The organism is Streptomyces sp. NPDC060035 (genome assembly GCF_042736635.1).
Lineage (GTDB): Bacteria > Actinomycetota > Actinomycetes > Streptomycetales > Streptomycetaceae > Streptomyces.
This window is the reverse complement of the sequence record NZ_JBHWVO010000030.1, coordinates 55,163-80,413: the sequence shown is the minus strand read 5'-3', so window position 1 is coordinate 80,413 and position 25,251 is coordinate 55,163. Positions and strand designations below refer to the sequence as shown.

Here is a 25,251-nt window from a genome sequence, read left to right as displayed (position 1 = left end):
GACGAGGGGCCCAACGCGTTGGGCCCCTCGTCCATGCGCCGGACACCGTGTTCAGGAGGCGGCCGGGGCGACCGGGCTGTCGCGGTGGATGACGCGGGAGCGGGTCAGCAGGCGGCCGTCGAGGCGGACGAGCACGTCGTCCACGGTGAAGGTCGGCTGGAAGGAGACCTTCCCCTCACGATCGGTCTGGGTGACCAGCGTGTAGTACGAGACACGCAGCGTGTCCTCGTCCGCCGGGTCGGCCTCGATGAGCAGGTGGCCGAACCAGTGCCGCACGGCGATGTCCTGGTAGCGGGGCAGGTTGGCCCGCATCCCGGCGATCATCTCCACCCGGCCGCTCTGCCGCTGGCCGCCCGCGTGCACGACCTCGCCGTCGTCCGTGAACGTGTCGGCGAAGCCCTCGATGTCGAGGGCGTCGACCCGTCGCATCTGCTGGGCGTAGAAGGTCTGCACCTCGGCATACAGGTCACCCGTGACCTGCTGGCGGAGGGTCCCGACGGGCTGAGACATGGCAACTCCCTTCGCGACGGCCGCCCTCATGGCTGCGCCGTCACCACCAGGCTGCCGGGCGCGGCTGCAGCGCCACTGGAGACGCACTCGCTCCCTGCTCCGGGGCGGCCTCGCCCGTCAGCCGAGCCGGCGGACGGGCTCCCCGGCGAGGAACGCCCGGATGCCCTCGACGGCATGCGTGTAGTACGTCGCGTAGTTGGCCTGCGACACATAGCCCAGGTGCGGGGTCGCCAGCAGGCGCGGTGCGGTACGCATCGGATGGTCCGCCGGTAGCGGTTCGACGTCGAACACGTCGATTCCGGCCCCCGCGATGGCCCCCCTGTGCAGCACGTCGAGCAGCGCGTCCTGATCGACGATCGCCGCCCGCGAGGTGTTGATCAGATAGCTGCCGGCCCGCATCAGGCCGAGCTCCTTCGCCCCGATGAGCCCCCGGGTGCGTTCGCTCAGTACCAGGTGCACGGAGACGAAGTCGCTGCTCTCCAGCAGCTCTTCCCTCGACGCGGCGAGCACGACGCCGGCCTCCGCCGCCCGTTCCGCTGTCAGGTTCCGGCTCCAGGCCACCACATCCATGCCGAAGGCGAGGCCGACCTGGGCGACCCTGCTGCCGATCTTCCCCAGCCCGAGGAGCCCGAGCCTGCGCCCGTGCAGATCCGCCCCGACGGTCGACTGCCAGGGGCCGCCGTCGCGCAGGGCGTTGGCCTCGGGCACGATCCCGCGCGCCAGGCCGAGCAGGAGCGCCCAGGTCAGCTCGACGGGCGGGGTGGTGGTGCTCGCGGTGCCGCAGACGGTGACACCGTGCCGCTCGGCGGCGGCGTAGTCGATGACGGAATTGCGCATGCCCGACGCGATGAGCAGCCGCAGCCGGGGCAGCCGCTCGATCAGGGCGGCGGGGAAGGGCACGCGCTCGCGCAGGGTGACGACGATGTCGAAACCGGCCAGTGCGGCGGCCAGTTCGTCCTCGGAGGCGAAGTGCTCGGAGAAGCTGACGACATCGACGTCGTCGGCGACGGACGACCAGTCGGCGACGGTGGTGGCGACGGACTGGAAATCGTCCAGCACGGCACAGCGAAGTTTCACGGCGTCCTCTCCCTCGGCGGCTCCGGAAAACCTACCGGCCCCGCTCCGGACTCACGCGGCCGGCCAGGCATCCCGGTTCCGGGCGACGTCGTAGACCCTTTCCACCTGGGTGGGGGTGAGTACGCCCTTGAGCGGGGCGAGGGCGGACAGGTGGCGGTCCTGGCAGACGCGGACGTCCGGCGGGGTGGCGAGCACGTCGAGGGCGGCGACGCCGACGAACACCAGCACGGACTGGACCGGCACGGCGAACGTGCAGTGCGTCTCCAGCACCGCCCGGGCCCGCCGGGTCTCGGCACCGGCCTCGAGAACGTACGTCTGCGGGGAGCCCTCATCGATCTGCAGGGTGTCCTCCCCGATCCGTACCGAGGCACGGGGCCGGTGCACGCTGCGCACGGCGAACACCCCGCCCGGACCGATCAGCAGATGGCCGATCTCCGCTCCGTGCGGCAGGGGGAGGGAGTGCAGGACCCGCCAGCCGTGCCGGGTCAGCCGCCTCAGCTCGGCGCCCACCCGCCGCTCCCCGGCGAGGGCGGCCCGGCGCGGATCCGCCTCCTTGCTCCGCCGCAGCGCCCCCGTGGTGGCCCGCACGAGCAGCCCGGCGCCGTCCTCGGCGAGCTGCGCCCGGAGCCCGGCACCGGGCCGCCGGGCGGCAAGGTCGTTCGCGGCGGTGAGCGCGGGCAGCTCGGGCCGCCGCCGCGGCCCCTCCTGCTCGGGCCGAGGTCCCGGTGCCTGCTGCACGGGCCCCGGCGCGGGCTCCCGGACCCGCCCCTGCTCCGGCACCCGTAACCGGTCCGGATTACGGTCCGGCCTCCCGCGCGACCCACTGCGCGGCACCGGCGCTTGCTCCTGCCCCGGAGCCGGGCCGGAGTCCGGCACCGGGCCAAGATCCGCGCCCGGCGCCGACGCCTGCTCCGGGCCCGCCACCAGCCGACCCGTGTCCGGCACCGGCACCCCCGTGGCCGCCCCCGGCACCTGGTCCCGAGCCGGGGTGGGAAGAGGGTCCTCGTCCGGCGACGCCGCCCGGCCGGCGTCGCGCCTCCGCATCTGCCGGAGCGGCGGGATCCGCGGGACCGGCGGCGGCCCCGGAGGCACCGCCTCGCCGAGCACCGGCATGTCCGGGACCTGTCGTGCGAGCGCGTCGGTCACGGCGTCGCGATAGCGCGGGTGCAGGACCGTGATCGTGCCGCTGCCCAGATCCGCCCATCCGATCGCCGTGCCGTCCGGCAGGTTCACATAGAGCCGGTCGTGCCCGAAGAGCTGCCATGACGTGACCTTCAGATCCTGCATTCGTGCCCCCTCGCGTTCACGGTTGCGCCATCCGACTCCCCCAGCGTGTACGGCAGTTCGACCACCGGGCAGGGCGCAGAGCGGGCGCGCGGAGTCGATCCCCGGCGGTCCGGGCCGCCCCGCGCCCTCAGACGGACAGCAGACCGGGCGCCGGCCAGTCGTCCATCAGGGCCTTCACCTCGCCGCGGACCTTGGACACGGTGGCCTCGTCACCGGTGCGGGCCGCCTCGACCACGAAGTCGATCCACTGGGCAACAGCACGCATCTCGGACGCCGGGACACCCCGGGACGTCAGCGCGGGCGTACCGATGCGGATGCCGGACGGGTCGAAGGGCTTACGGGGGTCGTACGGGACGGTGTTGTAGTTGACGACGATCCCGGCCCGGTCCAGGGCCTTGGCCGCGACCTTGCCCGGTACGTCCTTCCCGGTGAGGTCGACCAGCAACAGATGGTTGTCCGTACCGCCGGACACCAGGTCGAAGCCGCGTGCGGCCAGTTCCTCCCCCAGCGCCCGCGCATTGGCGACGACCTGATGGGCGTATCCACGGAATCCGGCCCCGGCCGCCTCCTTCAGCGCGACCGCGATGGCCGCGGTGGTCTGGTTGTGCGGACCGCCCTGGAGACCGGGGAAGACCGCACGGTCGATGGCGCGCGCATGCTCGGCCCTGGACAGCAGCATCGCTCCGCGCGGCCCCCGCAGGGTCTTGTGCGTGGTGGTGGACACCACGTCCGCGTACGGAGCCGGAGAGGGGTGCGCGCCCCCGGCGATCAGCCCGGCGATGTGGGCGACATCGGCCACCAGCACCGCCCCCACCTCACGGGCGATGTCGGCGAACCCGGCGAAGTCGATCGCCCGGGGCACCGCGGTACCGCCGCAGAAGATCACCTTGGGCCGCTCGGCGCGCGCCAGGTCGCGTACCTCGTCCAGATCGATGCGCCCGGTGTCGCGGCGCACCCCGTACTGCACCCCCCTGAACCACCTGCCGGTCGCGGAGACGCCCCAGCCGTGCGTGAGGTGCCCGCCCATCGGCAGCGACATCCCGAGGACGGTGTCGCCCGGTTCGAGGAAGGCCAGGTACACGGCCAGGTTGGCCGGCGAGCCCGAGTACGGCTGCACATTGGCGTGCTCCATCCGGAACAGCGCCTTGGCCCGCTCGACGGCAAGCGTCTCCACCTGGTCGATGACCTGCTGGCCCTCGTAGTAGCGCTTGCCGGGGTAGCCCTCGGAGTACTTGTTCTGCAGGACGGTGCCGGACGCCTCCATGACAGCGGCGGACACGTAGTTCTCACTGGGAATCAGGCGCAGGGTGTCCGCCTGGAGCCGCTCCTCGGCGCTCACCAGGGCGGCGAGCTCCGGATCGGCTGCGGTCAGGGCGGGTCGGCGGACATCGGACGGCTGTACGGCCACGGGTTCCTCCCGGGTCGGTCGCACTGCTGCGACATGGACCCGGATGCCCAGGCGGACGGCCCTCCGGCGATGACGCCCCGGGCAGGCCCGGGGTGTGCCGCTCCCTTGTGGTCATTTCCACGGAGCACCCTGCCGGGTACGCGCCAGTCGCGGCGTTCCGCATTTTACTGCGGACGTCCGCAGCGGTCCCACCCGACACGGTCGGCGATTTCGCCGATGTTCCGGGAGCTCGGGCGGCGATGGTGTGCAACGGCACCCGCCCCCATCCGCTCCCCGGAGGAGTCCCCCTGCGCATCCCCCGCGCGCGCACCGCAACCATGCCGGCCGTCGGTGCACCCCACGGCGGAGGGTCACGAGAAGGCCTACCTGCCGGCCCTCGAAGCGGCGGTCCCGGCCGGCTGACGGACCCAGGCGGTCCTCCCCGGCGTCCACCGGTCGAGGAACGCGCGGCGCGGCTCCCGTGGTGCGCCCCGGAGCCGGGCCCTTCAGGCCGTGGTGCGGGGCCGGCTCGGCGCGGCACGCTTCGCGGCGGCCTTCCCCGCGGTCTTCTTCGCGGCCGTCTTCTTCGCAGCGGCCTTCTTCGCCGTCGTCTTCGAGGCCGTCTTCGAGGCCGTCTTCTTCGCGGTCGCATTCTTCGCTGCGGCCCTCTTCGCCGCCGTCTTCCCCGACGCGGTCCTCTTCGCGGCACCCCTCGCACCGCTGGCCGCCTTCCGGCCCTTGATGGGGTGGACGTCCGCCACCTCGCCCCCGTCCTCGCCGTGGGACTCCTTCGCCGCCCGCACGCTGCTCTCCAGCGCCGCCATGAGGTCGATGACCTGGCCCCCGCCGCCCTCGTCCTCCTCCGCCTCCACGGTCCCGCCCGCGGCTTTCGCCGTGACGAGCTCCTCGACCGCCTCGCGGTAGTCGTCGTGGAGGGTGTCCAGGTCGGCCTCGCCGAGGGTGTTCATCAGGGTGTCCGCCAGGTCGAGTTCGGCGTCGCGCACCTTGATGCCGGCATCCGGGGCAACACCTTCGGGGGTGCGGATCTCGTCCGGCCACAGCAGGCCGTGCATCGCGATCACATCGTCGACCACCCGCAGCATGCCGAGCCGTTCGCGGCCGCGCAGCGCGTACTTCGCGACGGCGACCTTCTCGCTCCGCTTCAGGGCCTCGCGCAGCAGCGCGTACGGCTTGGCCGCCGTTACCCCGTTGGCGGAGAGGTAGTACGCCGAGTCCAGCTGGAGCGGGTCGATCGCGGAGGCGGGTACGAAGCCCTCGATCTCGATCGTCTTGGAGGTGGGCAGCGGGAGGGAGGCGAGATCCTCGTCGGTCACGGGGATCACGGCGCCGTCGGCGTCCTCGTACGCCTTGCCGGTCTCGGCGCCCGTCACCTCCTGCTCATCGAGTTCGCAGACCTTGCGGTACCGGATCCGGCCACCGTCGGCGAGGTGGATCTGCCGGAAGGAGATCGAGTGGTTCTCGGTGGCGTTCATCAGCTTGACCGGGATGCTGACCAGTCCGAAGGAGATGGCGCCGTTCCAGATGGATCTCACCGTTCACCCCTAAAGCCCGTCATGCACCTATTGATCTGAATTCATGTGATTCTTATCGTATGACGCCGATCACGGAGGTGGAGGGGCGGCGCCTGGCGCTCAGCAATCTCGACAAGGTGCTGTACCCGGACACCGGCACCACCAAGGGCGAGGTGCTGCATTACTACGCGGCCACGGCGGCGGACGTCCTTCTCGCGCATGTGCGCGACCGGCCGCTGTCCTTCCTCCGGTACCCGGACGGTCCGGCGGGACTGCGTTTCTTCACCAAGAATCCGCCCCCCGGTACGCCCGACTGGGTACGCACGGCCCCGGTGCCCCGCCACGAGGATCCGGACGCCCGGCAGATCCTCGTGCAGGACCTGCCCTCGCTGATGTGGGCAGCGAATCTGGTGGTGGAGTTCCATACGCACCAGTGGCGCCGGGACACGCCGGCGGTCGCCGACCGGATGGTGTTCGACCTGGATCCCGGGGCGCCCGCGAGCATCGTCGAATGCTGCACGGTGGCCCTCTGGCTGCGGGAGCGGCTGGCGGCCGACGGGCTGTCCGCGTACGGGAAGACCTCCGGATCCAAGGGGCTGCATCTGCTCGTCCCGCTGGAGCCCACCCCCAGCGAAGAGGTGACGGCCTACGCGAAGACACTGGCCGTCGAGGCACAGAACGACATGCCCGGCCTGGCGGTGCACCGGATGACCCGTGCGCTGCGCCCCGGGAAGGTCTTCGTCGATTTCAGCCAGAACGCCGCGGCCAAGACGACCGCGGCCCCTTACACCCTGCGCGCGAAGGACAGCCCGGCCGTCTCCGCACCGGTCACCTGGGACGAGATCGAAGCGTGCGCGTCCCCCGCCGAGCTGGTCTTTCTCGCCGGGGACATGGCCGCACGGCTGGACCGGCACGGGGATCTGCTCGGCCCGCTGACCGATCCCGGCCAGGCGCGTCCGCTTCCCGGCGGCTGAAGCGGACGGCGGGCGGACAGGCGGAACACAGCCCGTCCACAGCTGCTGTGCCACACAACGAGGAAAGGCCACAAGTGGAGGGTGGATTGTCCTGGCAGTGGTGCACACTCTGCGCAGAGATGCTTCCTGAACACGGTGTCCGCCGGATTCGGGGTGCAGAGCATGACACGGGGAGGGAATGGCGTGTTCGCGGGGATCGACGAGGTCGACTGGGCCTCGATGGAGCATGCCTACGGGCCGGCCGACGATGTGCCGGGGCTCCTGCAAGGACTCGCGTCCGCCGATCCGGCGGAGCGGGAGAGCGCGCTCGACGGGATGTACGGCGCGGTTCACCACCAGGGCGACGTGTACGCGTGCACGCTCGCCTGTATTCCGTTTCTCTTCGAGCTGGTCGCGGATCCCGGCATTCAGGACCGGGGCAGCGTCGTCGAACTCCTCACCAGCATCGGCGGTATCGATCTGGACGAGGACGACGAGGACGAGATGGACGAGGACGAGATGGAGGGCGCCGCGAACTACGCGATGGCGGCGGCTGCCGTCACCGCCGGAGCGGGGGTGTTCTTCGAGCTGATCGCCGACGAGGACCCGGGCGTACGGCTCGCCGCCCCGCTCGCCCTCGCCACCCTGCACAGCCATCCGGTCAAGGTGCTGGCGCTGCTGCGGGAGCGCCTGCCGGTGGAGTCCGACGACGAGGTGCGGCTCGCCCTCGTCGAGGCCGCAGGGCGGGTCGCCCTGCGGCACCGCCCGCTGGCCGGGCAGGCGGCGGACTGGCTGAGCAGGCTCGCCGCGGAGGCGTATGCGCCGGGGCTGCGGCTCGCGGCCCTCGCGCAACTGGCGCGGTGCGCACCGGACGCGCTGCCCGGCGATGTCGTGCGGGTGGTGTCCGGGCTGCTGCGGGAGCTGCGCTCCCGTCCCGGCCGGCCGGATCCGCATCCTGTGGAGGCCGCCGGCGGTGACACCGCGTCGATGGAGCGGACCTCGGCGCCGACGCTCCTGGGGCAGCTGCGGGCCCTGTCCGCCGAGGAGTCGGCGGGCCGCAGCACCCCCTGGGCCGCCGATCTGCTGCGGACGCTGCATGTCGGTCTGGACGACCGCGTCGAGGACCGTACGGCGTTGCTGACCGACCAGCTGCGCAGCCCCGACCCCTGGCAGCGCATCGATGCCGTACGGATGAGCAGCGGGCTGATCCGGGCCTGGCGCGGTTCGTACGAGGGACTGGTCCGGCTGGTCGGCGAACAGCTGGCCGATCCGGAGCCACGGCTGGCCGAGGCGGCCTCGCACGTACTGGAGGAGCTCTTCTGCCTGGCCACGCCGGCCGCCGACGCCCTGGCCGAGCGGGTGGCCACGGATCCCGGCGGCTGGGTGAAGGAGTGGGCGAGCGGGCCTCCCGGGCTGGGTTCCGCGGTGAAGGCGCTGGCCAGGCTCGGCGATGCCCGGGTGCTGCCCGCGCTGGCGGCGGCTCTGGAGCGGCCCGAGGTGCCGCACGACGTGGGGTTCGCCATCGGGTACCTCGGGGACACCGCGGCCCCGCTCGCCGGGGTGCTGCGGCGCAGGCTCGGCGAGGTCGGCCTGGACGAGGGCGCGTACGACCGGGCGAGTCCGCTGCTCGGCGGGCTGACGGCGCTGCGGGCGGGTGAGGCCGCGCCGGAGGTGCTGCGGATGCTGCGGGGGGCACCCGAGTACCGGGGCGAGTGGCTGCGTACGGCGGCTCTGCGGGCGCTGAGCTCGTTCGGACCCGAGGCGCGGTGTGCCGTACCGGAGCTGCGGATGCTGATCAGGCGTCCTGGCACGGCGGCGGCGACCGAGGCGGCCGAGGCCCTCTGGGCGGTCGACGGGGATGCCGGCGCGGTCCTTCCTGTGCTGATCGAGGGTCTGGCGGCGGAGCAGGTGCACGACTGCCGGGCCGCGGCGAGCGCCCTGGGCGGGCTCGGGAGGCTTGCCGCGGTGGCCGCCCCCCGGCTGCGCGCCCTGCTGACGCACGAAGAGCTGTGGCTCCGGGTCGACGCCGCGATCGCCCTGTGGGAGGTCACGGGGCGGACCGGTGAGTCGGTACCGGTCCTCCTGGCAGCATGGGAGAAGAACCGTCACGTCAGGGTCCGGGTGGCGGAATGCCTGGCCCGGATGGGCGTGGCGGGTGCGGGGCCGGACGCGGCACAGGTGCTGCGTGCCGAGCTCCTCTCCGTACGCCGCCACAACGCGATGGACGGCGGATACGGCAGTCACGACACTTATGAGGACGAGAAACTGCTGGCGCTGTGCCGGCGGGCACTTCTGGGGAACACGGGAGAAGGAACAACATCATGATCATTTTCGGCACGCGGGGCTACCTCTACCAGCTGGCCATCCTCACGATGGTGTGCGGCTGGTGCGGCAATCCCGCCGCGCACACACTGCGCAAGCGGGTCACGAAGTTCACGCTGTTCTTCGTGCCGCTGTTCCCGTTCTCGACGAAGTACGCGACGCAGTGCACCTTCTGCGGCGGCGAGCGCCAGATACCGAAGGAGCAGGCCGAGCAGCTGCTCGCGCAGCACAACGCGGGGCAGGACGGCCATCCGCACGGCGCCGCGCAGCAGCAGCCGGGCTACGCGCCTCCCGGCCAGAACCCGTACCAGAGCTAAGGGCGAATGCCACGAAGCTGACATAAGGGAAATAGCACTCGCGTCTTGCTACGTTGCGAGGCATGACCGCAACGACGGCGGACGCGCGCCCGCCCGAGCTACGCCTGCCCAAGCGGCGCGGGGTCGAGCTCTCGCTCCTGATCGGGGCCGTGCTCATCTCCGTCTACGGCTACGCCGCCGTCGGCCTCGCCAGGAACAACGCCGTGCCCCCGGATGTCGCCGGGTACGGCGCCGGTCTCGGCCTCCTCGCCCTGCTCGCCCATCTCGCGGTCCGCTTCCGCGCCCCGTACGCCGATCCGCTCCTGCTGCCCATCGCCGTCCTGCTCAACGGGCTGGGCCTGGTGCTGATCTACCGGCTCGATCTGGAGACCCCGAGGGACCAGGCGGCGACGACACAGCTGATCTGGTCCACACTCGGGGTCGCGTTCTTCATCGCCGTCGTCGTCCTGCTGCGCGATCACCGGGTGCTCCAGCGATACGCGTACCTCTCGGTCGCCACAGCACTGGTGCTGATGACCGTGCCGATCTTCTTCCCCGCGGTGAACGGGGCCAAGATCTGGATCAGGGTCGGCGGACTGTCCTTCCAGCCGGGCGAGTTCGCCAAGATCCTGCTCGCCGTCTTCTTCGCCGCGTACCTCGCGGCGAACCACAACGCGCTCGCGTACACCGGCCGCAAGATCTGGAAGCTCCAGTTCCCCACCGGCCGGGTCCTGGGCCCCATCGTCGCGATCTGGCTGATCAGCGTCGGCGTCCTCGTCCTCGAACGGGATCTGGGCACCTCTCTGCTCTTCTTCGGTCTCTTCGTGATCCTCCTGTACGTGGCCACGGGCCGGACCGGCTGGATCGCGGTCGGGCTCCTGCTCGCCGCCGCGGGCGCCTTCGTCGTCGGCTCGTTCGAACCCCATGTGCACAGCCGGGTGGAGGACTGGCTGGACCCGTTCGCCTCGATCAACGCCGGGCAGGGGCCGAGCCAGCTCGCCCAGTCGCTCTTCGCGTTCGCGGCTGGCGGCATGCTCGGTACCGGCCTCGGACTCGGCCACTCCATCCTCATCGGCTTCGCCGCCAAGTCCGACTTCATCCTGGCGACCGCGGGCGAGGAGCTCGGTCTGGCCGGACTCACCGCGATCTTCCTGCTGTACGCCCTGCTGGTGGCCCGCGGCTACCGGGCGGGCCTCGCCCTGCGTGACCTGTTCGGGCGGCTGCTGGCGATCGGACTCGCCTCGATCATGGCGCTCCAGGTCTTCGTGATCGCGGGCGGGGTGATGGGGCTGATCCCGTTGACCGGCATGGCGATGCCGTTCCTGGCCCAGGGCGGTTCCTCCGTCGTCACCAACTGGATCATCATCGCGCTGCTGATCCGGGTCAGCGACGTGTCCCGCACGCCGGATCCCGGCCGGGCCGAAACCGGGGTCGTCGCACAGGTCACCGAGGACGAGCAGTGATCCGCTACATCCGGCGGGCCGCCGCGTTCTGTCTGCTGCTGCTCGTGGCACTCCTGGCGAACGCCGCCCGCGTCCAGCTCTTCGAGGCCGACGAACTGAACAGCAACGCCGCCAACCGCCGGACCACGATCGACCGCTACGACCAGCCGCGCGGCAACATCCTGGTCGGCGACGAGCCCGTCACCGGCTCGAAGAACACCGGCGAGCAGCTCGCGTACGAGCGCACCTACCGGCACGGCCCGCTGTACGCACCGGTGACGGGCTACGCCTCGCAGACGTACGGCACCACGCTCCTGGAGAACGCCGAGGACGACATCCTGTCCGGCACGGCCTCGATCCTGGCCCCGCTCCCCCTCTGGGGCGACATCACGCGCAGCCGGCAGCCGGGCGGCGATGTCGTCACCACCGTCAAGGACTCGATGCAGCGCGCCGCGTACGAGGGTCTCGCCGGGCGGCGCGGCGCGGTCGCTGCCCTCGACCCGTCCACCGGCAGGATCCTGGCGCTGGTCTCCTCCCCCTCGTACGACCCCGAGCTGCTCTCCGGTACGGGCTCCTCCGTCACCGACGCATGGGCGCGGCTCAACCGGTCCGCGAGCCAGCCGATGCTCAACAGGGCCATCCGGCAGACCTATCCGCCGGGCTCCGCCTTCAAGATCGTGACTGCCGCGGCTGCGCTGGACGACCATGTGGTGAGCAATCCGGACGCGAAGACGGACACCCCGTCGCCGTACGTCCTGCCGGGCACCTCGACCACGCTGCCCAACGAGGCGCGCGGCTGCGCGAAGGCCTCGCTGGCGGAGGCGATCCGGGTCTCGTGCAACACGGTGATGGCCCATCTGGGGGTGGAGGTGGGGCTGGACGGAATGCTGGAGGCGGCAGGCAGGTTCGGCTTCAACGACAGCGACCTGAAGATCCCCTCCAGGGTGGCCCGCAGCAATGTCGACTCGGACATGAGCGACGACCAGCTGGCCCTGTCCTCGATCGGCCAGTTCGACACGACGGCGACACCGCTCCAGATGGCGATGGTCGCCTCGGCGGTGGCGAACGGCGGCGACCTCAAGCGCCCCCACCTGGTGGACCGTACGACGGACGACGACGGCGCCACGGTCGGCCGGCAGGGCTCGAGCTCGTACCGGCAGGCGATGAACCCGGCAACGGCCATGCAGCTGCAGCGGATGATGGTCGACGTCGTGGAGAGCGGTACGGGGACGAACGCGGCGATCGAGGGAGTGACGGTCGGCGGCAAGACCGGCACGGCCCAGCACGGCATCGACAACTCCGGTACGCCGTACGCCTGGTTCATCTCCTGGGCGCAGGCACCGGACTCAGGCCGTCCGGCCGTCGCCGTGGCCGTGGTCGTGGAGGACGCCTCGGCGAACCGGGCCGACATCAGCGGCGGCGGCAACGCGGCCCCGATCGCGCGGGCGGTGATGGAGGCGGCGCTGGCGGGCGGAAACTGAATCCATGACTTCAGCGGTAGTGGCGGCACTGGCCCGGATCGGCGAACTGGACCCGGAGCTCAACGCGTTCACCGAGGTGTGGCCCGAGGATGCCCTGGCCCAGGAGCAGGCCGCTCAGGACCTCCCGCTCGCCGGACTGCCGTTCGCGGTGAAGGGCCGTGCGGGCATCCGCTCGTACGCGGCCCGCCGCCTGACCGCCGCCGGCGCCGTTCCGGTCGGCGCCACGTCCGTCCCCGGTCCCGGCACCCACTGGCAGACCTGGGGGCAGGGCGCACACGGCCGTACGGTCAACCCCTGGCGCCCCGACCGGACTCCGGGAGGCTCGTCGGCGGGCTCGGCGGTGGCGGTCGCGGCGGGCATGGTGGAGCTGGCCACGGGCAACGACGGGGCGGGGTCGGTACGGATCCCTGCGGCGTGGTGCGGGGTGTTCGGCCTGAAGACGACCACCGGCCTGCTCCCCTCCCCCGACCGCACGGGCCTCGCCTCCCCCGGTGTGCTCGCGAGCTCGGCGGCACGGGCCCGGACCTATCTGCGCCACGTACTGGACGGGTACGCGCCCCGCCCACCGCGTCTCCCGATCCGCGCCGTCTACAGCCCGGACCTGGGCTTCGCATGCGTGGACCCGGAGGTGGCCCAGGTGACGCGGACCGCGGTGGAGCGGCTGGCCGCGGCCGGAGTCGTCCGCCTCGTCCGGGACCCCGTCACGCTGCTCGACCCTGCGGAGACGTGGATGGCGGTACGCGGACAGTCACCGACCCCCGCCACCCGCTCGCTCCGCGCCGCCAACGCCCGCACCCTCGACGCCTTCTTCGCCCGCACACCCCTGCTGCTCACCCCGGTCACGCCCAACATGCCGCACGGTCACGACGGCCCGGGTGACGTCTACTCCACGGCGCTCACCTGGGCGTTCAACCTCAGCGGCCATCCGGCGGCGAGCGTGCCGGCCGGATTCACCCCGGACGGCTGCCCGGCCGGTCTCCAGCTGGTGACCGACCGGGGAACGGACGCGGAGCTGCTGGGCATGGCGTGCGCGGTGGAGCGCGCCCTGCCGCCGTCGCGTCCGCGCCGGTTCAGCTGATCGGCTTGCGAATCTCGGAGCGGACCTTCGCGGTGCCCGCGGCGACCCTCGCCAGGTCGAGCGACTTCGCGTCCTCGTTGAGCTCTGCCGGCCGGAGCACGGCGACCATGGCGGCGGTGTTCCCGTCGCCCCACGCGCACATCGGCATGTTGGTGGTCAGGCCTATGCCCTTGGACTGCACGACCTGGCACTCCACCGTGACGTCGTACCCCTCGGGCGTGAACTCCTTGGGGGGCACGACCACCTTCGCGCCTTCCGCCCCGGCCGCCCCCTCCATCATCTTGCTCCGCATGAGATCGGGGGCGGCGAGCCGCCCGTACATGCCGGAGAGCACCAGCATGCCGTTCTCCTGCGAGCCGTACTGCGCGACGACGGCCTTGCCGTCCCGGACGCTCGGGTCGGGGGTGTCCTCGATCTCCTTGCCCTTGGTGTCGGACATGTCCTTGTTGAGGGTGAACTCCCCGTCCAGCAGAGCCTTCTCCACGACGAGCTTGTGCGTGGCCTCGGGGAACGCGGCTTCCGCGCCCTTGTCGATCAGCTTGTAGGCACCGAAGCCGATGACCAGGACGGCGACGAGCGACCCGGCGACGATGCCGACGACGAGCCCGGTGCGCTTCTTCCGCGGCGGCTGCGGCGGCTGCTGGGGCCACCCGGCCTGCATCCCAGGCTGCCCCCATCCGCCGGGCCCACCCTGGGGCGGCTGCGCCGGGTAACCGTAGGCCTGGGGCTGCGCCGGGTAACCGTAGGCCGGAGGCTGCTGCGGGTCGGGGGTGCCGGGAGGCTGCTGCCCGTAAGGATTCTGCGGAGGCTGAGGGGGCCCGTACGGGCCCTGGGGCGGCTGCTGCGGCATGGTCATGCGCTCACGTTACGTCGCCGGCGTGAACGCACATTCGATGCATGGGCTATCGATACGAGGTCGGAAGATACGCCCCGTCAGCCCAGCGGCTCCCGCCGCTGACGCCACTCGGCCGGCACCCCGTCCACCCCGGTCACCGCTCCGACCACACCCCCCGTGATCGCACACGTCGTGTCCACATCGCCGAAGCCCTCCGCGGTCGCCCACAGCGCCGCCTCCAGGTCACCCGGGTGACGAGCAGCGGTCCACAGCGCGAAGGGCACTGTGTCGTCGGCCCGGATGCGCTGCCCGTTGCCCAGGAGATCGGCCGCCTTCCACGGCTCCGTGGTGAACGGAACCTCCGCGGCCCGCCGCAGCCCCTCCTGCACGAGCCCCTCGGGCGTGCGCTCGGCGACCGCGGCCAGCGTGAACTCCCCGCGCACCGAGAGGGCCGCGGCCACCGCGACGGCCACCGCGCCCGCTATCCCCTCCGGATGGGCATGGGTGACCTCCGCCGACAGCACGGCCTGTTCGACGGCACGGCCGACGTCCTCATGGAAGCGGGCCCCGAGGGGCGCGACCCGCATCGCGGCGCCGTTGCCGAGGCTGCCGCCCTCGAACAGCCCGGGCGCCAGGGTGCGCCAGTCGGCCGGTGACGTCAGCAGCTCCGGCAGCAGCATGTGCATGCCGTGCCCGTACCCACGGGCCTGGTCCGCGTCGAAGGCCAGGGCGTAGTACAGGGCGAGCCGGTCCTGATCGACCTCCCCGTACTCGTCGAGTACCCGCTGCAGAGCGAGTGCCAGGGCCGTGTCGTCGGTCCAGTGCCAGACGGGCTCGTGCGGGGTACGGCGCGCCCGGACCTCGTTGTACGCCTGCCGGGGTGGACGGAACAGGGGGAACCACCGCTCCCCGAACGCGTCACCGAGGGCGAGCGCTTCGAGGCTGCGGCGGGCTGCTGCGGAATCACCTTTGCCGGGAGCGGAGTTCATGCCTTCCATCCTCCGCCCGCGTGCCCGGTACGTACACCGGATATGAGTACCCGTGCTCACGACCCACGCCCCCGGCCGCGGCAGGCTGGACCCTGTCAGCCACACACCAGAGGGAGCCCGACCATGCGCACGGCCAACCGACTCCGCCGCCCGTCACGCACCGCCCTCGGGCTCGCCCTGGCCGGCGTCACGGTCGCCCTGCTCACCAGCGCCTGCTCCATGCAGCAGGCCACGTGCGGGGGCGGCGAATACCCGGTCCTGGCCGTGGGAAGCGCCGGAAGCGCGTGCGTGCCCGACGACGAGGAGCCGCCCACGGGCTACGCCCGCTACCCGCAGGACAAGGTTCCCGAGCACGAGGGCGACACGTGGGACACCTACTGGAACACCCGGACGCTCGACGAGAAGGGCAGGACGATCGAGCTCCCCGACGAGAACTAGAGGCGTGCGGCGGGGCGGCCTCGGGTCAGCCGCCCGCCCCGCCCTCCGCGATCGCGTCCGCGACCTCCGCCACCCGCGCCTGCTCCTCCACCGCGAAACGGTCTCTGTCCAACTGCTCGGCTATTTCCTCGTCCTGGGCCATCAGCAGGTCCAGGCTGGAGTCGCCGAGCTCGAAGACGCCCATGTCGACGTACGCCTTCTGCAGGCGCTCGCCCCACAGGCCGATGTCCTTGACGCAGGGGACGATCCTGCTGAACAGGAGCTTGCGGAACAGCTGCAGGTACTCCGAGTGCTCGGAGAGCTCCTTGGCCTCCTTCTTGCCGATGCCGAAGTTCTCCAGCACCTCGACGCCGCTGAGCCGGTCGCGCATCAGATAGCAGCCCTCGATCACGAACTCCTCGCGCTCGCGCAGTTCCGCGTCGCTGAGCTGCTTGTAGTAGTCGCGCAGCGCCATCCGCCCGAAGGCCACGTGCCGGGCCTCGTCCTGCATGATGTACGCGAGGATCTGCTTCGGCAGCGGCTTGGTCGTCGTGTCGCGGATCATGCCGAACGCGGCGAGCGCCAGGCCTTCGATGAGGACCTGCATACCGAGGTAGGGCATGTCCCAGCGGGAGTCGCGCAGGGTGTCGCCGAGCAGGCCCTGGAGGTTGTCGTTGATCGGGTAGAGCATCCCGACCTTCTCGTGCAGGAAGCGGCCGTAGATCTCCGCATGCCGGGCCTCGTCCATCGTCTGCGTCGCGGAGTAGAACTTCGCGTCGAGGTCGGGGACCGACTCGACGATCCGTGCCGCGCAGACCATCGCGCCCTGTTCGCCGTGCAGGAACTGGCTGAACTGCCAGGACGTGTAGTGCTTGCGCAGCTCACCGCGGTCCCGCTCGGTCATCCTGGCCCAGTGCGGGGTGCCGTAGAGCGTGAGGGCCTCGTCCGGGGTGCCCAGCGGGTCGGTGGGGTCGACCTCCAGGCTCCAGTCGATGCGCTTGTTGCCGTCCCACTGCTTGTCCTTGCCCTTCTGGTAGAGGGCGAGGAGGCGTTCGCGGCCGTCGTCGTAGTCCCAGCTGAACCGGGCTGCACCCGTGGCGGGAACCTGCCACGACGGGGCTTCGGGGGCGGTGATGTAGAGGTCGTGTGTCGACACGGACAGCTCCTTCGCCTGGCGAGGATCGTGAATTCCGTGGTGCTGGCTACAGTTGGCAGGTTCACACGTTGGTAGACGCCGGGTCAACAAGTCGTGCTCAAGGGATTGACTGCCTTACTGACGAGCAGTCTCATAAGACATGACCGCTGGTAACCCACGTGCGAGGTGCCCTCAGCCATGACGACAGTGACCGAGAAGGACGTAGAGGCGCTTCGTGATGCGCTCGGCCCTCTCAAGGACCGCGAGCAGCTCGCCGCCCGCCTGCTCGAAGCCTCCGCCAAGCACTCCTTCGACCCCGACACCGAGCTCGACTGGGACTCGCCCGTCGAGGAAGGCAAGTGGTTCTGGCCGCCGGAGCTGGTCTCCCTCTACGACACCCCGCTGTGGCGGAAGATGTCCGAGGAACAGCGGATGGATCTGGCCAGGCACGAGGCGGCGTCACTCGCCTCCCTCGGCATCTGGTTCGAGATCATCCTCATGCAGCTGCTCGTCCGCCACATCTACGACAAGTCGGTGACCAGCAACCACGTCCGCTACGCGCTCACCGAGATAGCCGACGAGTGCCGGCACTCCATGATGTTCGCCCGCATGATCCAGTGGGGCAAGGGACCCAGCTATCCGGTACCGCCTCGCTACCACAACCTGGCGCGCGTACTGAAGACCATCTCCACCACGCCCGGTTCGTTCGCCGCGACCCTGCTCGGCGAGGAGATCCTCGACTGGATGCAGCGGCTGACCTTCCCGGACGAGCGCGTCCAGACGCTGGTACGCGGAGTGACCCGCATCCACGTCGTCGAGGAGGCCAGGCACGTCCGGTACGCCCGCGAGGAGCTGCGCCGCCAGATGGTCACCGCGCCCCGCTGGGAGCGGGAGCTCACCCGGATCAGCTGCGGCGAGGCGGCACGGGTCTTCTCCGTCTGCTTCGTCAACCCCCAGGCGTACGAGAACGTCGGCCTGGACCGCCGCGAGGCCGTCGCCCAGGTGAAGGCGAGCGGCCACCGCAGGGAAGTCATGCAGTCGGGCGCCAAGCGGCTGACGGACTTCTTCGACGACATCGGGGTGCTGAACGGTGTCGGGCGCAGGCTGTGGAAGAGCTCGGGTCTGCTGGCCTGAGCGAACTCGCCTTCGCGAGGGGTTCGCCAGGGTCTTTCGTTCGGATCGGGCCGGACCAGGGAGCGGTCTCCGGTGCATGCAGCTGCAAGGCGGAGGAAGGAGCCCACGCGATGGGGTCTCCCCTGCTCAGAGCGAGTCGGCGACTGACGACAACGCCGCAGATGTGCGTGCCGGACCCCGCGAGCCCGGCGTGATCCAAACGAAAGGCCCTAGGCTTCGGAGCATGACCTCCGCCGCTGCTGTCCCGCCGACCCGTGCCTACCGAAGGCTCGGTGTCGAGGAGCGGCGCGCCCAGCTCCTCGGCGCGGCTCTCAGCCTCTTCGCCCACCGGGCCCCGGACGATGTGTCGCTCGACGAGGTGGCGACGGTGGCCGGCGTCTCCCGGCCGCTCGTCTACCGCTATTTCCCCGGCGGGCGTCAGCAGTTGTACGAGGCCGCGCTCGGGTCGGCGGCGGAGAAGCTGACGCTGTGCTTCGCGGAGCCCGCTGCCGGCCCGCCCACCGAGCGGGTCGGCCGGGTCCTGGACCGCTATCTGGGCTTCGTCGACGAACACGACACCGGGTTCAGCGCGTTGCTGCGGGGCGGCAGCGTCGCCGAGACCTCGCGTACGACCACGATCGTGGACGGCGTACGGCGCGCGGCGGCCGAGCAGATCCTGCTGCACCTGGGCAGGGGCTCCGGTCCCGGTGAACAGCCCGCCGGGCCCCGGCTGCGGATGATGGTGCGCACCTGGATCGCAGCCGTCGAGGCGGCCTCCCTCATCTGGCTCGACGAGGAGAAGCAGCCCCCGGCGCCCGAGTTGCGCGGCTGGCTGGTCGACCATCTGATCGGCCTGATAGCCGTGACGGCGGCAACGGACGAGGAGACCGCGTCCGTGGTGGCCGACCTGTTGAGCCAGGAAACCGCCGGCGGCCCGGTCGGACGGCTGGCAGCGCTGGTGATCCCGGCGGCCGGCGAGGCGGCGACGCACCTGCTGCCCCCTGAATAGCCCGTGAAGGGGGACCTCATGGATGGGCGGCATCAGCTGTTCACCGTGCTGGACGACTGGGCGGAGGACCGCAGCGTGCCGGTGCGACGTGCCGCCGCCATGAAGCAGCTGATGGACGACTTCTATGTCCGCGCGCTGTGGCTGCAGTTCTGAGCCTGCCCGGCACCCGGCCGCTCGGCCGAAGGCCCGCACGGGCGCGCGTAACAGCCGCTCCTTCGGCCGCTCAGAAGTGGAACCGCAGGCCGGAACAGCCGCGCCGCCGTACCTCGTCCCGGGCGAACAGCTTCAGCATCCGCTGCCTGGCCGCCACCCCGACCCCCGGAACGTCCTGGGACCTCACGAGCGCGTAGTTGGCGGCCTCGCTCTCGCAGTACGCGGTGGCCGTCATGGACCGGGGCTCGCCGTTGTCATCGCCGGCGGTGAGACGGTTGCTCCAGTCGCCGTACCAGGAGGCGAAAGCGAGCCTCGACGGATTCTGCGTACTCTCCCCGCCCTCGGCAGAGAAACAGGTCACAACGCCCGCTGGGCGCTGCGTCGTTGGCTCCCGCGGCGATCTGCCAGTTGCCGTCCGCGGGCAGGCCGGCTCCGGTTACCCACCCGCAGGACGTCCCCCGGCCCCCGTCGCGCCGACCGCACGGCGGGCCGCGCCCGGTCCCCTGGGTCAGACTGGCACCGTGAAAAGCGAGAACACCCCCTTCGCCGGCGGCCCCCTGGACGGCCGGGTCCTGCCCGTCCTGCTCGGTCCCACCGGACATCCGCCCAAGTGGTACGAGGTTCCCGTGCCGGACGCCGAGGGCGGGCCGGACACCGTGTACGCCTACCGGCGCGCCCCGGCCGGCTATACGAAACGGCTCGGGCTGCAGCGCGGCTGGGTGTACGAGTACGTTCCCGGGGGCCGCGAGCGTCGCGCCCTCAAGTGGCCCTGGACGAAGCCCGGCAGCGGCGCCTGAGCCGTCGCACGGACCGGACCCCCTAAGATCGACGGTCAGGTGCCGAGGGCACGGTGACAAGGGGGGTGCGCCATGGAGGCGCTGCGTCAGGACGATCCACGCCACTTCGGCCCGTACACCGTGCTGGCACGCTTCCGTGAGACCGCGAGCGCGGTGCATTACCTGGTCAGGGGCGCGGACAGCGACGACATCGCCGTAGTGACCGCCGCACGGCCCGCCCTTGCCGCGGTGCCTGCCTTCCGGCGCCGCTTCCAGTCCGAGGCCCGCACGGCCGAACGGCTGGCCGGCGGCTGGGTGCAGCCGCCGCTCGCCGCACCGGCGGACGCCCTGTGGACGGCAGCGGCGTACGTGCCCGCCCTGACGCTCGCCGAGGCGATCGATCTCGCCGGGCCGCTGCCCGAGCGTGCCGTGCGGATACTGGGCGCGGGCCTTGCCGAGACCCTCTCCCGGGTGCACGCCACCGGGGCCGTGCTCCAGGGGCTGGCGCCCTGGACGGTGCTGCTGGCCGTCGACGGGCCCCGGCTGACGGCGTTCGGCCCGCTGGGCGCGGCTGCCGCAGCCGAGGCGAACGCCGGCGGGCAACTGTCCGTACGGCTGGGCTACCTCACCCCCGAACAGGTCGACGGCAAGGACGTGGGCCCGGCCTCCGACCTCTTCGTGCTCGGACTGCTGCTGGCGTACGCGGCGACGGGGACGACCCCGCTCGCGGACGGACCCGCCGCCGAGGCCGCCGAGCGGATCGCGCACGCCTCCGCAGAACTCGACTCCGTGCCCGTTGAGTTGCGTGACCTGATCGCGGGCTGTCTGGCGAAGGACCCCGCCGACCGGCCGAGTGCGGGCTCGGTCGCGGCGGAGCTGGCGCTGGAGGGCGCTGCGGGCCTCGCGAAGGGCGGCTGGCTCCCCGAGCAGCTGGCGGCGTCGGTGGCGGACCAGGCCGCGCTGGTACGGGCGTTGGAAGCCCCGCAGGAGAGATCGGATCCGGAGGCGACAGCGGGCCCGGCAGCGGCCGAACCTGCCGACAGCGCACCGGCCCCGGCATCCGGCTCCGGTTCTGCCGGGCCCGAGGACGTCCGAGCCGGTTCCGAACCGGCCGGCACAGGTCCCACCGGCCCGAAGGACGCGCGGCCTGCCCAGGCGCCGACCGGTACCGGCCCGCGGAGCGGTGTCCTCGCGGCGTCCGCCGGTACGCCGGACGCAAGCGGCCGCAAGGACCTGTCCGTCCCCGCTTCCACGGACGGGAATATCGGCGAGGACAGCAGCACCACCCGTTTCCTCGGGACCGGAACGCCCGCCCCGCGGACCGACCGGGCGACGACCCAGCTCGCCGTACCGCGCGAACTGACCGCCGGCGCGCAGCCGCAGTCACCGGAGCCCGCACGGCCCGCCGCTCCTCTCCCGCCCGCCACGCCCGCCGCTCAGCCCTACCCGTACGCGTACCCCGCAGCCGCACCGCAGAGCACCCCTGCCCCGCTCCCCCTGCCCGCGCAAGGCCCCGCACCCGCAGCACCCGCAGGTCCCGCGACGAGCCGGCGGGCCCTGCTCACCGCTGTCGCCGCCGGCGCGGCAGGACTGATCGTCGGCGGGGGTGCGGTGGCCGCACTCGGGTCCGGCGACAACGCGTCGGCCACCGACGACAAGCCCGCACCGAAGCCCCGTCGCACCCTTCCCGGGCAGGCGCCGGAGCCGAGTTGGGTCTACACGCATCCGGCCGCCGAGCCCGCCCCTCTCACCTCCGGGGTCTGGGAGAACAAACTGCTGGTGCTGACCGGCACCACCGGGGCGACCGGTATCGACCTGCGGACCGGGCGGAAGATCTGGCAGCGCGCGGACGCCGCCGGGGCCCAGGCCGTCCTGGCCACCGGCGAAGGGTTCTGCTTCCTGGCGAGCCCGACCGAGTTCCTCTGGCTGTCCCCGAAGGACGGGCAGGTCAAGCACCGGGTCCGGTTCGTGGACCAGTTCGCCGGCGTACCGAACATGAAGGTGGCCGCGCTCACCGGCCAGTCCGGCTCCGTCGTCTGGTTCACCGGCTCGCACACCGTCCTGGTGAAGGCGCCCAAGCCGAAGAAGGGCCAGAAGCCCGGCAAGGACACGCAGGTCGTCAAGGCGTACTTCTTCGCCTACGACATCGTCCTGCGCAAGGAGCTCTGGCGCGTCGCCGTACCCGCGGGCCGGGCCCCCGGCACTCCCGTCTACCGGCTGACCGCGGTCCGGGCCGCAGACATCGTCATCTGCCAGGACGCGGCCACGCTGACCCCGGCCGATGTCACGGCGGGCAGGGGCAGGGCTCTTGTCCGCGGTTTCGACCGTCGCACCGGAAAGCTGCTGTGGGCCCGGCAGTTCGGCGCACTCGCACCGGCAGGCGCCGCACTCGGCGACGAGGAGGGGCAGCTGTACGGGGCGGTGGGCGACGATCTGCAGGCCTTCGAAACGGCCACCGGGAAGCCGGTGTGGACGTTGAACGGCACGGCGGCGTCCGTGTTCGGCACGCCGGTCCTGGCCGGGAAGCTGCTTCACACCACGAATCGCAACCAGGAGGTCGGCGCGGTCGAACGGGCGACGGGCAAGCTGCTCTGGCGGCGCTCCACGGAGGTACCCCTCGGCGGCAACGCCCCCGCCCTCACCCTCAGCAGCGGCACGAAGACCCTGCTCGCGGCGGACGCGTCGCAGGTGACCGCGTTCGCGGCGGCCGACGGGCGCCGGCTGTGGAAGTTCCAGGACATCGGGGCGCAGGACCCCAAGGGCGCCACCGTCAGCGCGCCGTACCGGGTGCTGGCCGCCGGGAAGACCGCGGTCGTCCAGCGTGACCGGGCGTTCTACGCGTTCCCGGTGGAGTGAGGCGTCCGCCGTCCGGGCGGTCCGCCGGACGCCACGCCCGGCGGTCCTTGCATCGCCTGACACCGGATGACCGGATTGATGCGATCCGAGCATTTGTGGGGTAGTCCGATTTATGGGCGGCACCCCCGTCACCGGAGGTGATGTCGTGTCAGGCAGAGTCGCACGTACGCTCTGCACGGCGGTGCTGGCCGCAGTCGTAGCCGCCTCGCCCGCCACCGCGGAACCGGCCGGCCCGAGCCCCGCACCGGCCCCCGACGCCCCGCAGAGCATCGCCGGGCTGCTGAGGCAGCTGCAGACGCTCTATCAGGAAGCCGAGGAGGCCGGCGAGATCTACAACGGCACGGCGGAGGAGCTCAAGAAGCGGACCGCCGAGGCCAGGAAACTGGACACCGCTCTCGCCGAGGCCCGAACGGTGCTGGATTCGAGCCGCCGGGACGCCGGGCGCGTCGCCCGCGACCAGTACCAGGGGCGCACCGACTTCTCCGTGTACATGCGGCTGCTGCTGTCCGACGACCCCGAGCACGCCCTGGCACAGAGCCATGTGATCGAGCGGGCCCAGGCCGGCCGGGCAGCCACCGTCGGCAGGCTCACGGGCGCCGAGAAGCGCGCCGACGATCTGGCGACCAGGTCCCGTGCGGTGCTGGACAGGCAGCAGTCGCTGGCCGGAAAGCAGAAACAGCAGCGCGACACCGTGCGGTCCCGGCTGAAGAAGGTCGAGGGGCTCCTCGCCTCGCTCTCCGACGAGCAGCTCGCCGAGCTGTCGCAGCTGGAGCAGAGGAACATCGACGAGGCCCAGGACGAGCTGGTCGCCTCCGGGGCGCTCAGCTCGGCCCACCAGCCGTCCGAGCAGGGCGCCGACGCCGTGCGGTACGCGATCGAGCAGATCGGAAAGCCCTACGTGTGGGGCGCGGAGGGACCCGAGTCGTTCGACTGCTCCGGCCTCACCTCACAGGCCTGGAGCACCGCGGGGCGGAGCATTCCGCGCACCTCGCAGGAGCAGTGGCGGCAGCTGCCGCATGTACCGGTCGAGTCGCTGCGCCCCGGCGATCTGGTGATCTACTTCCCCAGGGCGACCCATGTGGCGCTCTACATCGGCGACGGCCTCGTGGTGCAGGCACCCAGGCCCGGAGCCGCGGTGAAGGTCTCGCCCGTGGCGTCGAACCCGCTGCTGGGCGCGGTCCGTCCGGACCCGGGCGGCGAGCCGCTGTCCACGTTCACGCTGCCGGAGCTGCCCGACGACGCCTCGTCGGGACCGGACACGGGGTACGACGCGCCGGACGGGTGAGCCGGGCCCGTCCTGCCGTCGTCGTGACCGGCGGCACGGCCCGGCTCCCGTCGTACGCGTGAACGTCAGACCTGTGCGCCCGAGACCTCGGCGAGGTACGCGTTCGTACGGTCCGGTTCGAAGAAGAAGTTGTCGAAGTCCGCCGGGTCGTTGAACCCGTTGGCGAAGCGGTCGGCGACCGGCTGGAGCTGACCGGCGGCGCCGATCAGGTTCAGTACGTGCTCCGGCGGGACGCCGAGCATCGCGTTCGTCCACTTCGTCACGTGCTGGGCGGTGTCCCAGTACCGGTCGAACGTGGACTGCATCCAGTCCGCGTCGAATGCGCGGTCGCCGTGCTCGATGATCGAGTCCAGGTAGGCCTTCGCACACTTGGACGCCGAGTTGGAGCCCTGGCCGGTGATCGGGTCGTTGGCCACGACCACGTCCGCCACACCGAGCACCAGGCCGCCGCCGGGCAGCCGGCCGATCGGCTTGCGGACGGTCGGGGCATAACGGCCCGCCAGCGTGCCGTTGGCATCGGTCAGTTCGACCTTGGTGGCGCGTGCGTACTCCCACGGGGTGAACTTCTCCATGAGCTCCAGCGTCTTGGCGAGGTGCTCGGAGGGGTCCTTGATGCCCTGGAAGGCGTCGAGCGGACCGCCCGGGATGCCCTCCCAGAACAGGATGTCCGCGCGGCCCGACGTGGTCAGGGTCGGCATCACGAAGAGCTCGCCGACACCGGGGACCAGGTTGCAGCGGACCGCGTCGAAGTCCGGGTGCTCCGGGCGCGGGCCCATGCCGTGGACGTACGAGACGGCCAGTGCGCGCTGCGGGGCGTCGTACGGCGAACGGGACGCGTCCCGGCCGAACATGGAGACGAGCTCGCCCTTGCCTGCGGAGACCATCACCAGGTCGTAGGTACGGGAGAAGTAGTCCAGGTCGGAGACGGCCGCGCCGTGGATGACGAGCTGACCGCCGCGCTGCGCGAAGGTCTCCATCCAGCCGGCCATCTTCACGCGCTGGTCGACGGACTGCGCGTAACCGTCCAGCTTGCCCACCCAGTCGATGGGACGCGAGGAGTCGGGAGCGGCCACCGAGACACCGAGGCCCTCGATCCGCGGCGCCTGCGACTCCCAGAAGTTGAGCTGGAGGTCACGCTCGTGCTGCAGAGCCGTGTGGAACATGCACTGCGTCGACATGACCCGGCCGGACCGGATCTCGTCCGCGGTGCGGTTGGACATGAGGGTGACTTCGTACCCGCTGGACTGCAGTCCAAGGGCAAGCTGGAGCCCGGACTGACCGGCTCCGACTATCAGTATCTTCCGCATCGCGGTTCTCC

Annotated in this window: 23 protein-coding genes; 13 read left to right on the top strand and 10 right to left on the bottom strand. The window is 71.6% G+C overall.

From position 1 onward, the window contains the following. Window positions 1-51 precede the first annotated feature (51 nt). The 5 genes from ACFWBQ_RS33000 to ACFWBQ_RS32980 all read right to left on the bottom strand — a co-directional run bounded on the left by ACFWBQ_RS33000 (window position 52) and on the right by ACFWBQ_RS32980 (window position 5,814). Window positions 52-510 carry a nuclear transport factor 2 family protein gene (locus ACFWBQ_RS33000; protein WP_385505669.1) on the bottom strand — a complete coding sequence of 153 codons (459 nt, stop codon included), beginning with the start codon at window positions 508-510 and terminating at the stop codon, window positions 52-54. A 117-nt stretch (window positions 511-627) separates the two neighbouring features. Further along, entirely contained in the window at window positions 628-1,587 is a 960-nt protein-coding gene (locus tag ACFWBQ_RS32995) for a D-2-hydroxyacid dehydrogenase family protein (RefSeq protein WP_385505667.1), read from the bottom strand. Window positions 1,588-1,638: 51 nt separating this feature from the next. Next, a complete protein-coding gene (locus ACFWBQ_RS32990; RefSeq protein WP_385505664.1) occupies window positions 1,639-2,874 on the bottom strand; it encodes an NERD domain-containing protein in 1,236 nt (411 codons plus the stop codon). Between the two features lie 127 nt (window positions 2,875-3,001). Continuing rightward, a complete protein-coding gene (gene glyA / locus ACFWBQ_RS32985) occupies window positions 3,002-4,282 on the bottom strand; it encodes a serine hydroxymethyltransferase (protein WP_385505660.1) in 1,281 nt (426 codons plus the stop codon). Between the two features lie 485 nt (window positions 4,283-4,767). Beyond that, a complete protein-coding gene (locus ACFWBQ_RS32980; protein WP_385505655.1) occupies window positions 4,768-5,814 on the bottom strand; it encodes a Ku protein in 1,047 nt (348 codons plus the stop codon). 59 nt (window positions 5,815-5,873) lie between these two features. Here ACFWBQ_RS32980 and ligD point away from each other — a divergent pair, with 59 nt between their 5' ends. The 6 genes from ligD to ACFWBQ_RS32950 all read left to right on the top strand — a co-directional run bounded on the left by ligD (window position 5,874) and on the right by ACFWBQ_RS32950 (window position 13,365). Continuing rightward, window positions 5,874-6,767, top strand: a complete 894-nt coding sequence (gene ligD / locus ACFWBQ_RS32975) for a non-homologous end-joining DNA ligase (protein ID WP_385505651.1) — start codon at window positions 5,874-5,876, stop codon at window positions 6,765-6,767. A 183-nt stretch (window positions 6,768-6,950) separates the two neighbouring features. Beyond that, window positions 6,951-9,071, top strand: a complete 2,121-nt coding sequence (locus ACFWBQ_RS32970) for a PBS lyase (RefSeq protein ID WP_385505648.1) — start codon at window positions 6,951-6,953, stop codon at window positions 9,069-9,071. Further along, entirely contained in the window at window positions 9,068-9,385 is a 318-nt protein-coding gene (locus ACFWBQ_RS32965) for a zinc-ribbon domain-containing protein (RefSeq protein ID WP_385505646.1), read from the top strand. Before ACFWBQ_RS32970 ends, ACFWBQ_RS32965 begins: the two co-directional genes overlap by 4 nt. 62 nt (window positions 9,386-9,447) lie before the next feature. Further along, window positions 9,448-10,827 carry an FtsW/RodA/SpoVE family cell cycle protein gene (locus tag ACFWBQ_RS32960; protein ID WP_385505643.1) on the top strand — a complete coding sequence of 460 codons (1,380 nt, stop codon included), beginning with the start codon at window positions 9,448-9,450 and terminating at the stop codon, window positions 10,825-10,827. Further along, window positions 10,824-12,287: a peptidoglycan D,D-transpeptidase FtsI family protein gene (locus ACFWBQ_RS32955; RefSeq protein WP_385505641.1), complete on the top strand. Its 1,464-nt coding sequence runs from the start codon at window positions 10,824-10,826 to the stop codon at window positions 12,285-12,287. The genes ACFWBQ_RS32960 and ACFWBQ_RS32955 overlap by 4 nt, the downstream gene beginning before the upstream one ends. 4 nt (window positions 12,288-12,291) lie before the next feature. Then, the gene (locus tag ACFWBQ_RS32950; protein WP_385505637.1) at window positions 12,292-13,365 is read left to right on the top strand and encodes an amidase; all 1,074 of its coding nucleotides are present in this window, start codon (window positions 12,292-12,294) and stop codon (window positions 13,363-13,365) included. Here the strand turns inward: ACFWBQ_RS32950 and ACFWBQ_RS32945 are convergent. After that, window positions 13,358-14,221, bottom strand: a complete 864-nt coding sequence (locus ACFWBQ_RS32945) for a hypothetical protein (RefSeq protein WP_385505635.1) — start codon at window positions 14,219-14,221, stop codon at window positions 13,358-13,360. The genes ACFWBQ_RS32950 and ACFWBQ_RS32945 overlap by 8 nt on opposite strands. A 77-nt stretch (window positions 14,222-14,298) precedes the next feature. After that, window positions 14,299-15,189 carry an ADP-ribosylglycohydrolase family protein gene (locus ACFWBQ_RS32940; protein WP_385505633.1) on the bottom strand — a complete coding sequence of 297 codons (891 nt, stop codon included), beginning with the start codon at window positions 15,187-15,189 and terminating at the stop codon, window positions 14,299-14,301. A gap of 123 nt (window positions 15,190-15,312) precedes the next feature. Between ACFWBQ_RS32940 and ACFWBQ_RS32935 the strand changes: the two genes are divergently transcribed. Further along, complete coding sequence (locus ACFWBQ_RS32935; RefSeq protein ID WP_385505631.1) at window positions 15,313-15,627, top strand: SCO0607 family lipoprotein; 315 nt, start codon at window positions 15,313-15,315, stop codon at window positions 15,625-15,627. A gap of 25 nt (window positions 15,628-15,652) precedes the next feature. Here the strand turns inward: ACFWBQ_RS32935 and ACFWBQ_RS32930 are convergent, their stop codons facing one another. Then, window positions 15,653-16,762, bottom strand: coding sequence for a ferritin-like domain-containing protein (locus ACFWBQ_RS32930; protein ID WP_385505628.1), 1,110 nt, complete (start codon window positions 16,760-16,762; stop codon window positions 15,653-15,655). A gap of 177 nt (window positions 16,763-16,939) precedes the next feature. On the opposite strand from ACFWBQ_RS32930, the gene ACFWBQ_RS32925 reads away from it, so the two are divergent. From ACFWBQ_RS32925 to ACFWBQ_RS32915, 3 genes are all read left to right on the top strand, one after another. After that, complete coding sequence (locus ACFWBQ_RS32925; RefSeq protein ID WP_385505625.1) at window positions 16,940-17,875, top strand: diiron oxygenase; 936 nt, start codon at window positions 16,940-16,942, stop codon at window positions 17,873-17,875. A 223-nt stretch (window positions 17,876-18,098) separates the two neighbouring features. Next, the gene (locus ACFWBQ_RS32920) at window positions 18,099-18,863 is read left to right on the top strand and encodes a TetR/AcrR family transcriptional regulator (RefSeq protein ID WP_385505622.1); all 765 of its coding nucleotides are present in this window, start codon (window positions 18,099-18,101) and stop codon (window positions 18,861-18,863) included. Between the two features lie 18 nt (window positions 18,864-18,881). Next, complete coding sequence (locus tag ACFWBQ_RS32915) at window positions 18,882-19,016, top strand: hypothetical protein (RefSeq protein ID WP_385505620.1); 135 nt, start codon at window positions 18,882-18,884, stop codon at window positions 19,014-19,016. A gap of 70 nt (window positions 19,017-19,086) precedes the next feature. Here the strand turns inward: ACFWBQ_RS32915 and ACFWBQ_RS32910 are convergent, their stop codons facing one another. Next, a complete protein-coding gene (locus ACFWBQ_RS32910) occupies window positions 19,087-19,377 on the bottom strand; it encodes a hypothetical protein (protein WP_385505616.1) in 291 nt (96 codons plus the stop codon). 160 nt (window positions 19,378-19,537) lie between these two features. Between ACFWBQ_RS32910 and ACFWBQ_RS32905 the strand changes: the two genes are divergently transcribed. From ACFWBQ_RS32905 to ACFWBQ_RS32895, 3 genes are all read left to right on the top strand, one after another. Then, window positions 19,538-19,813 carry a hypothetical protein gene (locus ACFWBQ_RS32905; protein WP_385505614.1) on the top strand — a complete coding sequence of 92 codons (276 nt, stop codon included), beginning with the start codon at window positions 19,538-19,540 and terminating at the stop codon, window positions 19,811-19,813. A gap of 72 nt (window positions 19,814-19,885) precedes the next feature. Continuing rightward, window positions 19,886-22,648 (top strand): PQQ-binding-like beta-propeller repeat protein, encoded by a 2,763-nt coding sequence (locus tag ACFWBQ_RS32900; protein WP_385505612.1) that lies wholly within the window; start codon window positions 19,886-19,888, stop codon window positions 22,646-22,648. Between the two features lie 145 nt (window positions 22,649-22,793). After that, the gene (locus ACFWBQ_RS32895; RefSeq protein ID WP_385505609.1) at window positions 22,794-23,933 is read left to right on the top strand and encodes an NlpC/P60 family protein; all 1,140 of its coding nucleotides are present in this window, start codon (window positions 22,794-22,796) and stop codon (window positions 23,931-23,933) included. Between the two features lie 65 nt (window positions 23,934-23,998). On the opposite strand, the gene ACFWBQ_RS32890 is transcribed toward ACFWBQ_RS32895, so the two are convergent. Beyond that, window positions 23,999-25,240, bottom strand: coding sequence for a styrene monooxygenase/indole monooxygenase family protein (locus ACFWBQ_RS32890; protein ID WP_385505606.1), 1,242 nt, complete (start codon window positions 25,238-25,240; stop codon window positions 23,999-24,001). Between the last annotated feature and the right edge of the window lie 11 nt (window positions 25,241-25,251).

Coding starts and splice junctions, on each gene's coding strand:
- ACFWBQ_RS33000 (WP_385505669.1), bottom strand. CDS start 510: ATGTCTCAGCCCGTCGGGACCCTCCGCCAGCAGGTCACGGGTGACCTG.
- ACFWBQ_RS32960 (WP_385505643.1), top strand. CDS start 9,448: ATGACCGCAACGACGGCGGACGCGCGCCCGCCCGAGCTACGCCTGCCC.
- ACFWBQ_RS32915 (WP_385505620.1), top strand. CDS start 18,882: ATGGATGGGCGGCATCAGCTGTTCACCGTGCTGGACGACTGGGCGGAG.
- ACFWBQ_RS32965 (WP_385505646.1), top strand. CDS start 9,068: ATGATCATTTTCGGCACGCGGGGCTACCTCTACCAGCTGGCCATCCTC.
- ACFWBQ_RS32900 (WP_385505612.1), top strand. CDS start 19,886: ATGGAGGCGCTGCGTCAGGACGATCCACGCCACTTCGGCCCGTACACC.
- ACFWBQ_RS32940 (WP_385505633.1), bottom strand. CDS start 15,189: ATGAACTCCGCTCCCGGCAAAGGTGATTCCGCAGCAGCCCGCCGCAGC.
- ACFWBQ_RS32990 (WP_385505664.1), bottom strand. CDS start 2,874: ATGCAGGATCTGAAGGTCACGTCATGGCAGCTCTTCGGGCACGACCGG.
- ACFWBQ_RS32935 (WP_385505631.1), top strand. CDS start 15,313: ATGCGCACGGCCAACCGACTCCGCCGCCCGTCACGCACCGCCCTCGGG.
- ACFWBQ_RS32945 (WP_385505635.1), bottom strand. CDS start 14,221: ATGACCATGCCGCAGCAGCCGCCCCAGGGCCCGTACGGGCCCCCTCAG.
- ACFWBQ_RS32925 (WP_385505625.1), top strand. CDS start 16,940: ATGACGACAGTGACCGAGAAGGACGTAGAGGCGCTTCGTGATGCGCTC.
- ACFWBQ_RS32950 (WP_385505637.1), top strand. CDS start 12,292: ATGACTTCAGCGGTAGTGGCGGCACTGGCCCGGATCGGCGAACTGGAC.
- ligD (WP_385505651.1), top strand. CDS start 5,874: ATGACGCCGATCACGGAGGTGGAGGGGCGGCGCCTGGCGCTCAGCAAT.
- ACFWBQ_RS32920 (WP_385505622.1), top strand. CDS start 18,099: ATGACCTCCGCCGCTGCTGTCCCGCCGACCCGTGCCTACCGAAGGCTC.
- ACFWBQ_RS32890 (WP_385505606.1), bottom strand. CDS start 25,240: ATGCGGAAGATACTGATAGTCGGAGCCGGTCAGTCCGGGCTCCAGCTT.